The 8,137-nt window shown below is 69.6% G+C and carries 7 protein-coding genes; 3 read left to right on the plus strand and 4 right to left on the minus strand.

The features are described 5' to 3' along the window. Positions 1–172: 172 nt before the first annotated feature. The 4 genes from ABT300_RS38820 to ABT300_RS38835 all read right to left on the minus strand — a co-directional run bounded on the left by ABT300_RS38820 (position 173) and on the right by ABT300_RS38835 (position 4,856). Entirely contained in the window at positions 173–1,666 is a 1,494-nt protein-coding gene (locus tag ABT300_RS38820) for a glycoside hydrolase family 3 protein (RefSeq protein WP_351686324.1), read from the minus strand. 7 nt (positions 1,667–1,673) lie between these two features. Further along, the gene (locus tag ABT300_RS38825; RefSeq protein WP_351686326.1) at positions 1,674–2,522 is read right to left on the minus strand and encodes a carbohydrate ABC transporter permease; all 849 of its coding nucleotides are present in this window, start codon (positions 2,520–2,522) and stop codon (positions 1,674–1,676) included. Further along, entirely contained in the window at positions 2,519–3,502 is a 984-nt protein-coding gene (locus ABT300_RS38830; protein WP_351686327.1) for a carbohydrate ABC transporter permease, read from the minus strand. The genes ABT300_RS38825 and ABT300_RS38830 overlap by 4 nt, the downstream gene beginning before the upstream one ends. A 73-nt stretch (positions 3,503–3,575) precedes the next feature. Then, the gene (locus tag ABT300_RS38835) at positions 3,576–4,856 is read right to left on the minus strand and encodes an extracellular solute-binding protein (protein WP_351686328.1); all 1,281 of its coding nucleotides are present in this window, start codon (positions 4,854–4,856) and stop codon (positions 3,576–3,578) included. A 349-nt stretch (positions 4,857–5,205) separates the two neighbouring features. Between ABT300_RS38835 and ABT300_RS38840 the strand changes: the two genes are divergently transcribed. The 3 genes from ABT300_RS38840 to mctP all read left to right on the plus strand — a co-directional run bounded on the left by ABT300_RS38840 (position 5,206) and on the right by mctP (position 7,970). Further along, positions 5,206–5,970 (plus strand): GntR family transcriptional regulator, encoded by a 765-nt coding sequence (locus ABT300_RS38840; protein ID WP_351686329.1) that lies wholly within the window; start codon positions 5,206–5,208, stop codon positions 5,968–5,970. 99 nt (positions 5,971–6,069) lie between these two features. Continuing rightward, entirely contained in the window at positions 6,070–6,345 is a 276-nt protein-coding gene (locus ABT300_RS38845; RefSeq protein WP_057584266.1) for a DUF3311 domain-containing protein, read from the plus strand. Beyond that, complete coding sequence (gene mctP, locus ABT300_RS38850) at positions 6,342–7,970, plus strand: monocarboxylate uptake permease MctP (protein WP_351686331.1); 1,629 nt, start codon at positions 6,342–6,344, stop codon at positions 7,968–7,970. The genes ABT300_RS38845 and mctP overlap by 4 nt, the downstream gene beginning before the upstream one ends. The last annotated feature ends 167 nt before the right edge of the window (positions 7,971–8,137 follow it).

The following is an 8,137-nucleotide window of genomic DNA, read 5'->3' on the forward strand; positions in this document are numbered from 1 at the left end:
CCAATCTTTTTCTGGTCCTTCCCGCTTCCCTCTCGGTTAACACTTACACCCCCCCCCCGGCCCCGCCCCCCCCCCCCCGCGCCCCCGCCCCCTCCCTCGTCGTTCCTAAGGCGTGTTTCGAAAGTCCCGTCTGCCGGCCCTTCGGGCAGACGACGCTATTTTCGACACACGCCTAGCGACCTGCGACGACCTCGGCCGCAGCGCGGCCGCACACCCGGGCGGCGCCGTGGGTGGCGATGTGCAGGGCGCCCCGGGGCGGGGCCTGGGGGACGCCCATCTCGACGACGACCGTGTCCGGACGGGCCGCGAGGACGGTGTCGAGGGCGGCCGTCATCCAGGGATGCCGGTGCTCGTCGCGGACCACGGCGACGATCCGCCGCCCGCCCGCCGCGACCAGCGTGGCGTGCCCCGCGTCCGGGCCGGCGAAGCTCCCGGTCTCCGTCCCCGGCAGCAGCCGGTTCAGCTCGGCGGCCATCCCCCACGGGGTCTCGTCGCCGACGGCGATGTTGGCCACCGGGGTGAGGGCGGCGACGTACGGCGGATCGGTGAGCGGGGTGAAGACCTCGTCGCCGGTCAGCCGCAGGGCACGGCGGGCGGCGATCAGGCCGATGTCGGCGTGCACGGCCGCGCCGGCCGGCTGCTCGGCGCAGGCGCCCGTCGCCGTCCAGCGGGCGAGGGCCTGTACCCGCCGCGCCGCGTCGGCGAGGCGTTCCTCGGGGAGTTCGCCCGTGCGGACGGCGGTGACCAGGGCGTCGCGCAGCCGGCACACCGTCTCGTCGTCGGCGAGTCCGCCGCCCACGCAGATGGCGTCGGCGCCGGCGGCGATCGCGAGGACGCTGCCGCGTTCGATGCCGTACGTCGCGGCGACGGCCTGCATCTCCATGCCGTCGGTGACGATCAGGCCGTCGTAGCCGAGTTCGTCGCGCAGCAGGCCGGTCAGGATGCGGGGGGACAACGTTGCCGGGTGCGCCGGGTCGAGGGCCGGGACCAGGATGTGCGCGCTCATCACGGCGCGGGTGCCGGCGGCGATGGCCGCCCGGAACGGGGTCAGCTCGCGTTCGGCCAGGACCGCCGGGTCGGCGTCGATGCGCGGGAGCGCGTGGTGGGAGTCGACGGCCGTGTCGCCGTGGCCGGGGAAGTGCTTGGTGCAGGCCGCGACGCCCGCCGACTGCAGACCGGTGACGTAGGCGGCGGTGTGCCGGGCGACCAGGGCGGGGTCGGCGCCGAAGGAGCGCACGCCGATCACCGGGTTCGCGGCGTTGGAGTTGACGTCGGCGGAGGGCGCCCAGTTGAGGTTGACTCCGCAGGCGGCGAGGCGGCGGCCGAGCTCGGCGGCGACCTCCAGGGTGAGCGCGACGTCGTCCACCGCGCCCAGCGCGTGGTTGCCGGGGAAGCTGGAGCCGGTGCGCACCTCGAGCCGGGTGACGTCACCGCCCTCCTCGTCGATCGCGACCAGGACGTCGTCCCGTTCGGCGCGCAAGCGGGCGGTCAGGGCGGCGAGTTGTCCGGGCGAGGCGATGTTCCTGCCGAACAGTCCCACCGACGCCAGTCCTTCGCCGAGCCGGCGAAGCAGCCAGTCGGGGGCGGTGGTGCCGGGGAAGCCGGGCTGCAGGACCGTCAGGGCGTCGCGGGTCAGTGTGTCGGTGCCGCTGGCGAGTGTCGTCATCGGGGCGTCATCCCTTCACGGCGCCCGCGGTCAGCCCCGCGGCCATCTTGCGCTGGACGAGGAGGAAGAGGGCGACGATCGGCAGCGCCATCATGGTGGCGCCGGCCATCATCGGGGCGTACTCGGTGCCGTGCTTGGTGGAGAAGTTGCTCAGCCACACGGTCGCCGTCTGGTTCTTCTGGCTGAGCAGCATCAGGGCGTACAGGTACTCGTTCCAGGCCTGGATGAAGCCGTAGACCGAGGTGGCGACCATGCCGGGGGCCAGCAGCGGGAAGACGACGCGGACGAAGGCGCCGGTGCGGGTGCAGCCGTCGACCATCGCCGCCTCCTCCAGCTCCCGGGGGATGTTGACGATGAAGCCGCGCAGGGTCCACACCGTGAACGGGAGGATGAAGGTCAGGTAGGTGATGATCAGGCCCGAGAGCTTGTCGTACTGGTCCAGGTCGTTCAGGAGCAGGAAGACCGGGATGATCATGGCGACGAGCGGGACCATCTGCACCGCCAGGATGCCGACGATGACGATCTTGCGGCCGCGGAAGGCGAACCGGGAGATGGCGAGCGCGGCCAGCATGCCCACGACGACGCCGATCGCGACGACCGCCAGGGAGACGAGCAGGCTGCGGCCCACCGGCCCCCAGAAGTCGGCGATGTGCAGCGCGCGGCTGAAGTTGTCGAGGGTCAGGTGCGTCGGCAGCAGGCTGGGGTCCGGATCGATCGCGTCCTTCGCCGGCTTGAACGCCGTGTTGAGCATCCAGTAGACGGGGAAGCCCGCGACGGCGAAGACCAGCAGGCCGAGGAGGTTCCAGCCGAGCCGTGACGTCCGGCGCGGCGCGGCGAGGGTGCGCACGCTGGTCATTCCACCTCTCCGATCTTCAGCATCTGGCGCATGTAGACGGCGACCACCCCGAGCAGCAGCAGCACGGTGATCAGCGCGATGGCCGAGCCCTGTCCGTAGTCGTTGACGACGAAGGCGCGGTCGTAGGAGTACGTCGTCAGAAGCTGGAACTCGGCCTCGGGGTGGCCGTTGCGCATGACGAAGACCTGGGGGAAGACGCCCATGTCCCAGATGACCGACAGGGTCGTGAGCATCACGATGATCGGCTTGAGGATGGGCAGGGTGACGTACCGGAAGACGCCCCAGGCGCCGGCGCCGTCGAGCCGGGCGGCCTCCTCCAGTTCGGCGGGCACCTGGGTGAGGCCGGCGCTGAGGGTGATCACCACGAAGGGCACCGCGCCCCAGATCACCAGCAGCATGATCACCGCGAGGCCCTGCGGTCCGCTCGCGAACCAGTTGTGGCCGATCAGCTCGACGCCGGGCAGCCTGCTGAGGACGGCGTTGAGGATGCCGTAGTCGGAGTCGAACAGCCACTTGAAGACGGTGGTGGCGACGATGACCGGCATGCCCCAGCTGGCCACGAGCGCGATGTTGACGAGGGTCTTCACCCAGCCGGAGACCCGCTGGAGAAGCAGCGCGATCACCATGCCGAGGACCATCGTGAGGACGACGCAGCCGGCCGCGAAGACGATCGTGCGCAGGACGACCTGCCAGAACTCGCCGTCGCCCAGCACGCCGGCGAAGTTGTCGAACCCGACCGACTCGGCCGGCTGGAAGCCCCACAGCTGGGACTGCCCGAACTTCTGGAAGGAGAGGGTGACGAGCCGGACCAGCGGATAGCCCATCACCAGGGCGAGCACCAGCAGGCAGGGCGCGAGGAGCAGCCAGGGCGTGCCGGCCGGGGTGCGCCGGCTGCCTGGTCGCTTCGGCGGGGCCGGGGGTGGGGGTGACGGCCGCCGCGGCGGCGCCTTGGCAGGGGTGGTCGTGTCTGCGGCACTCATCCGCGCGCTCCTCAGCGGTCCTTCGGGTCGTACGGGAGGCAGGGCCCGGTGGGCCGCGGGCCCTGCCCTCAGGTCACTTGGCGTTGATGACCTTGTCGATCGCGGCGTCCGCGTCCTTCGCGGCGGCCTCGACCGTCTTCTTGCCGGTGCCGATGCTCTGGAGCATGGTCTGGAGCACCTGGGCCTTCTCGACCTGGCCCCAGCCGGGGGCCATCGGGACGAACCAGTTGGACTCGGCCGCGGTGGCCGGGACCGCCGTCGCCGGGTCGTTCTTGAGGGTCGCGAGGTCGGTCTTGTTGTTGGGCAGGTTGCCCTTGGCGATCAGACCCTTCTGCCCGGCGGGGCCGGTGAAGGCGTTGATCCACTCGGCGGCGAGGCCCTGCGCGTCGGACTTCACCGGGACGGCGAGGTCGGAACCGCCGAGGAAGACGGGGAGGTTCTTGCCGGACGGGCCGGGCATCACGAAGTTCTCGACGTTGCCGGCCAGCTTGCCGGTCTTGTCGTTCTCCTTGGCGGCGGCGGTCGCGCCCTCCCAGGCGGGGGCGAAGATCATGCCCGACTTGCCCTGGCCGTAGACGATGTAGCGGTCGGACTCGTCCTTGGTCTTGTCGCCGTGCATGTACGTGTCGAGGACCTTCTTGAACTCGTTGAGGCCCTTGATCGACTCCGGCGAGGACAGGTCGGCCTTCCACTGGCCGCCGTCCTCCTTGGCGATGGCGCCGCCGGCGTCGTAGACGAAGGACATGGCCGCGTACCAGTCACGGCTGGGCTGGTACCACGCGGAGAACTTGTCGCCCTCCTTCTTCTGCACCTTGTCGAGGGCCGCGGTGAGCTCCGCGTAGGTCTTCGGCGTGGACGTCACCCCGGCGGCGGCGAAGACGTCCTTGCGCCAGTTGGCGACGCGGCCGCCGGCGTAGTACGGCACGCCGTAGGTCTTGCCGTCGTAGGTCACCGAGGCCTTGAGGCCGTCGAGCCAGGCGGAGGAGTTGTCGAACTTGCCCGCGTCGAGGGGGGCGAAGGCGCCCTTGACCATGTAGCCGAGCATCTCGGTGTTGCCCATCTCGACGACGTCGGGGGCCTTGTCGGTGGCGAGGACGGCGTCCAGCTTGGCGTTCTTGTCCGGCCAGCCGTAGTACTCGTGGTTGATCTTGACGCCGGGGTGCGCCTTCTGCACCGCCGCGTCGGCGGCCTTCACCAGCTCGGGCCAGTTGTTCTGCGCGTCGACGGTGAGCCAGACGGTCAGCTCCTTGGCGTCGGTGCCCTTGGAGTCCCCACTCCCGCTGTCGTCCCCGCACGCCGCGATGGAGACCATCATGCCCGCGATACCGATCGCGGCTATCAGCTTGCGCTTCACGCCATCCTCCTCAGGGATGCCACACCCCCCGCCCACGGGCCGGGACCTCGATCTCCTGGACCAATGGTGTAGACCAGTGCGCAGAGCTTGGCTCAGACCAATGGCCCTGTCAAGGGTGGCCGAATCCCCTCCGACCAGCCGTTATGGGACCTACATATGCAGGAACCTTTAAGTAAGAAGCTCTCGAAAACCTCGACGTCGGAGGCGCTCGCTCCGGTAGACCATTTGACCTGGTGGACTAGACCAGCAAAGGTTGCGACGGTATACAGAGGGGATCACGGAACGGCGGGGCAGCAGTGCCGCGTCCGTGCCACGATGTGACCCGCATCCGAGGCCGGGAAGGCAGGACATGAGCACCGACGTCAGCAGTGCGGCGAACGAGGGTGGGGCGGCCGTCCGTACCGCGCGTGTGCCCAAGTACTACCGGCTGAAGAAGCACCTGCTCGACATGACGCAGACCCAGTCGCCGGGCACCCCCGTCCCGCCGGAGCGCACGCTGGCGGCCGAGTTCGACACCTCGCGCACCACCGTCCGTCAGGCGCTGCAGGAGCTCGTCGTGGAGGGCCGGCTCGAGCGCATCCAGGGCAAGGGCACCTTCGTCGCCAAGCCGAAGGTCAGCCAGGCGCTCCAGCTCACCTCCTACACCGAGGACATGCGCGCCCAGGGGCTCGAGCCGACCTCGCAGCTGCTGGACGTCGGCTACATCACCGCCGACGACCGCCTCGCCGGGCTGCTCGACATCACGGCCGGCGGGCGGGTGCTGCGCATCGAGCGGCTGCGGATGGCCAACGGCGAGCCGATGGCCATCGAGACGACCCACCTGTCGGCGAAGCGCTTCCCTGCCCTGCGCCGGTCGCTGGCCAAGTACACCTCGCTGTACACCGCGCTCGCCGAGGTCTACGACGTCCGTCTCGCCGAGGCCGAGGAGACCATAGAGACCTCACTGGCCACGCCGCGCGAGGCGGGCCTGCTCGGCACCGACGTGGGCCTGCCGATGCTCATGCTGTCCCGCCACTCGCTGGACCGCGAGGGCCTGCCGGTGGAGTGGGTGCGGTCGGTGTACCGGGGGGACAGATACAAGTTCGTGGCACGGCTGAAGCGGCCCGCCGAGTAGAGGGTCTGTGGAGGGCCTTCCGCTGGGCTTATCCGTCACTTACATTGCCTGCGCATTACATCTGTGATCAAGGCGATCTAGTGAGGGGCGGAGCCGCCGATGTCAGAGACCCCTGAAGTGACCAAGGGGCCGGTGGTGACGCCTTTGCGCGTCGCCATCGGCCTCTGCCTGTTCGCGCCGTTCGTGGCGATGCTGTGGGTGGGTTCGTACGCGAAGGTCGATCCGGCGTTCATCGGGATCCCCTTCTTCTACTGGTACCAGATGCTGTGGGTGCTCATCTCGACCGTGCTCACGGTGGTCGCGTACAAGCTGTGGCAGCTGGACCAGCGCGGCCGTGCGGGCTCCTCCTCCGCGAAGGGCGGTGCGTCGCGGTGAAGGACGGCGTGAACGGCGTGGCGCTCGCCGTCTTCATCTTCTTCTTCCTGGCCGTCACGGTCATGGGCTTCCTGGCCGCGCGCTGGCGCAAGGCCGAGAACGAGCACAGCCTCGACGAATGGGGCCTGGGCGGCCGCTCGTTCGGCACCTGGGTCACCTGGTTCCTGCTCGGCGGCGACCTGTACACCGCGTACACCTTCGTCGCGGTGCCCGCGGCGATCTACGCGGCGGGCGCGGCCGGCTTCTTCGCGGTGCCGTACACGATCCTCGTCTACCCGCTGATCTTCACGTTCCTGCCGCGCCTGTGGTCGGTCTCCCACAAGCACGGCTATGTGACGACCTCGGACTTCGTGCGGGGCCGCTTCGGCTCGAAGGGCCTGTCGCTGGCGGTCGCCGTGACCGGCATCCTCGCGACGATGCCGTACATCGCGCTCCAGCTGGTCGGCATCCAGGCCGTGCTGGACGTGATGGGCGTCGGCGGCGGCGAGAACACCAACTGGTTCGTGAAGGACCTGCCGCTGCTGATCGCGTTCGGCGTGCTGGCCGCCTACACCTACTCCTCCGGGCTGCGGGCCCCCGCGCTGATCGCGTTCGTGAAGGACACGCTGATCTACATCGTCATCGCGGTGGCGATCATCTACATCCCGATCAAGCTCGGCGGCTTCGACGACATCTTCGCCAAGGCGGGCGAGGCGTTCAGCCAGACCAACCCGGCGACGGGCAAGCCGCGCGGCGCGCTGACCCCGGCCGAACCGGGCCAGTGGACGTACGCGACGCTCGCGCTGGGCTCGGCCCTGGCGCTGTTCATGTACCCGCACTCCATCACGGCGACGCTGTCCTCGCGCAGCCGTGAGGTGATCCGCCGCAACACCACGATCCTGCCGCTGTACTCGCTGATGCTGGGGCTGCTCGCGCTGCTCGGCTTCATGGCGATCGCGGCCGGGGTCAAGGTCACCAACGGGCAGCTGGCGATCCCGCAGCTGTTCGAGGACATGTTCCCGTCCTGGTTCGCGGGCGTCGCGTTCGCGGCGATCGGCATCGGCGCGCTGGTGCCCGCGGCCATCATGTCGATCGCGGCCGCGAACCTCTTCACCCGCAACATCTACAAGGACTTCATCAGGCCGGACGCGACGCCCGCGCAGGAGACCAAGGTCTCCAAGCTGGTCTCGCTCCTGGTGAAGGTGGGCGCCCTGGTCTTCGTCCTGACCATGGACAAGACGGTGGCCATCAACTTCCAGCTGCTGGGCGGCATCTGGATCCTGCAGACGTTCCCGGCCCTGGTCGGCGGCCTCTTCACCCGCTGGTTCCACCGCTGGGCCCTGCTCGCCGGCTGGGCGGTCGGCATGGTGTACGGCACCTTCGCCGCGTACGGGGTCACCTCCCCGACGCAGAAGCACTTCGGCGGCTCGGCGAAGGAGATCCCGGGCATCGGCGAGATCGGCTACATCGGCCTGACGGCGTTCGTCCTCAACGTCGTCGTCACGGTGGTCCTGACCTTCGTCCTGAAGGCCGCCAAGGCCCCCGACGGCGTCGACGAGACGAAGCCGTCGGACTACACGGCGGACGCCGGCGACCCGGGCGTCCAGGCGGAGCTGCCCCCGGCGACCGCGGGCACGTCCCACTAGCCCGGCCAGGCCGCCGGACGGTCGGGCGGCCGGTAGGACAGAGGCACGGGGCTGGTGTTGCCGAGTGCGGCGCTAGGTCGTGTCTTCAATTGATCTTGAGTGGTGGATCATGGTCGGGTGATACGTCGCCATGAACTGTCCGATGAGGAGTGGGAGTTCCTCCGTCC

This window comes from Streptomyces sp. NPDC001027, assembly GCF_040299045.1.
GTDB lineage: Bacteria > Actinomycetota > Actinomycetes > Streptomycetales > Streptomycetaceae > Streptomyces.